Below are 2139 nucleotides of genomic sequence, written 5' to 3'. Positions count from 1 at the left end.
CCGACGTGAACAGCGTCCTCAAGAGCCACCTGGTGGTGGTTGACGCGACCCGCGTGCTGACTGCCCACGGACCGCAGGGGGGCAACCTGCACGACGTCAAGGCGCTCCACAAGGTGCTCGCCTCCACCGACATCGTGGCGGCAGATGCCTACGCCACCACGCTCTTCGGTCACCGTCCCGAGGACATCTCCGTCACCGTGGCGGCCCACAAGCGTGGGCTGGGCGAAATCGATTTGAAAAAGGTGCGAGTGATCAAGGCGTAGTACCTTGCCGAACAGTTTCGTAATGCCCTTCGACAGGCTCAGGGCGAACGGGTTAATAGTCTACGAGAGATGTGGTCGGGTTCGCGCTGAGCCCGTCGATTGTCTGCCGAGGGTGGCGCGGTTCGCACTGAGCCCGTGGATTCTCTGCCGGGAGGGTGGGCCGGTTCACGCTGAGCTCGTCGAATCTCTGACTGAAATGAGCCTCCGTTCGCGCTGAGCTTGTCGAAGCGCTGGCTGTCATTCGTGCTGAGCCTGTCGAAGCACTCCTTAGCAGGATTTTCTATCTCTATGAAACGACCGACCACTGCCAGAATCTCCCAGCTGCTCTTTCTGCTTATCTTCCTGATCCTCTTCGTGCAGACCGAGTACCGCGGCTCCGATACGGTCTCCGCCGCCATCAACAGCTTCTTCAGGGGCGATCCCCTGGTGCTGGTCAGTTACCTCGCTTCGGCGCGCTCCTTCACCTGGCTTTTGCTGCCGGCGCTGCTCACCCTCATCTTTACCCTCCTTTTAGGGCGCTTCTTCTGCGGCTGGATCTGTCCTCTCGGCACCGTGCTCGACCTGGTCACCGGCCGCATAAAAAAGAGCGCCCCCATCAGGTTTTTCAGGGGAAACCTCAAGTACTGGTTGCTGCTTCCGATCGTCTCGGCTTCCTTCTTTCACGCCAACCTCGCCGGCATCCTCGACCCCATCGCCATCCTGGTGCGGGCGCTGACCTTTTTCCTGTATCCCATCATCGGCAATGGCGTGCGCCGCAGTTGGGTCGAGCTGTACCACCTGATCGGCGAGCGGCGCGATCACCTGGAGCCTGCCTACGCCCTATTGCGCGATCACCTGCTGCCTTTCCGGGAGACCTTCTACCCGCTCGCATTCCTGTCGGCCCTGATGTTCCTGGCCATCATCTTCATCGAGCGCTACGAGCCCCGCAACTGGTGCCGCAACCTTTGCCCGCTGGGGACCTTGCTGGGGCTCTTCAGCCGCTTTTCGCTCTTCAAGAGGGTCCCCGCCAGGCTGTGCGGCGACTGCCAGGGGTGCCGCGAGTTCTGTCCCACCGCCTTCGATGAGGACATTCTGCAGGCGGAGTCCTGCATACTCTGCTTCCAGTGCCACCAGCGCTGCCGTCATGGCCGGGTTCGCTACAAGCTGACACTTCCGGGCTATGGAAACGGGACCTGTCTGCCGGAGCGGCGTGTGCTGCTCGGGGGGCTCGCCTGCGGCTTTTTCCTGGCCGGCACCTTCCGCTTTCGGCCTCCTGAAGCGCAGGCGCGCCTGCTGCGTCCGCCGGGGGCGGGGAAAGAGGATGAGTTCCTCTCCAAATGTGTCCGTTGCGGCGAGTGCATGAAGGTCTGCCTGACCGGCGCCCTTTATCCCGCCTTGGCGCAGGGGGGGATAGAGGCGGTCTTCACTCCGGTGGTCACCCCCAGGCTCGGCTACTGCGAGTACAACTGCACCCTGTGCGGCCAGGTCTGTCCAACCGCCGCCATACCGAACCTCCCGGTGAAGGAAAAGCGTCGGGCGGTGATCGGCAAGGCGGTGTTCGATAAGAACCACTGTCTCCCCTACGCCAAGAAGACCAACTGCATCGTCTGCGAGGAACACTGTCCCTTCCCGGAGAAGGCGATCCGCTCCGAGATCGTGGAGGAGACCGATCTGAACGGCAAGAGGATCAGTCTGCAGCGCCCCTATGTCCTGGAGGACCTTTGCAACGGTTGCGGCATCTGCGAGAACGTCTGCCCGTTGGAAGGCAAATCCGGTATCGAGATCTTCGCGGTGAAGGAGAAGACCCCTCTCAAGGAGGGTGCGGGCGAGCGAGGAAGCTATCCGCTGGAGGATGGTAGCCGTGAGCAGGAGAACGCTGGATCGGCTGCAGAGGGTG

2 protein-coding genes are annotated in these 2139 nt (G+C 62.1%); both read left to right on the top strand.

From position 1 onward, the window contains the following. Window positions 1-263, top strand: a 263-nt coding sequence (locus VJ604_RS01900; RefSeq protein WP_324079691.1) for a DUF362 domain-containing protein, incomplete at its 5' end; no start/stop codon positions are given. 288 nt (window positions 264-551) lie between these two features. Then, on the top strand, window positions 552-2139 hold a 1588-nt coding region (locus VJ604_RS01895; protein WP_324079690.1), incomplete at its 3' end, for a 4Fe-4S binding protein.

The sequence above is a fragment of the Geomonas sp. genome (assembly GCF_035254065.1).
In the GTDB taxonomy this organism is placed as follows: Bacteria; Desulfobacterota; Desulfuromonadia; order Geobacterales; family Geobacteraceae; genus Geomonas.
The sequence above is the reverse complement of the archived record's forward strand: the minus strand, read 5'-3'. Positions and strand labels throughout refer to the sequence as shown.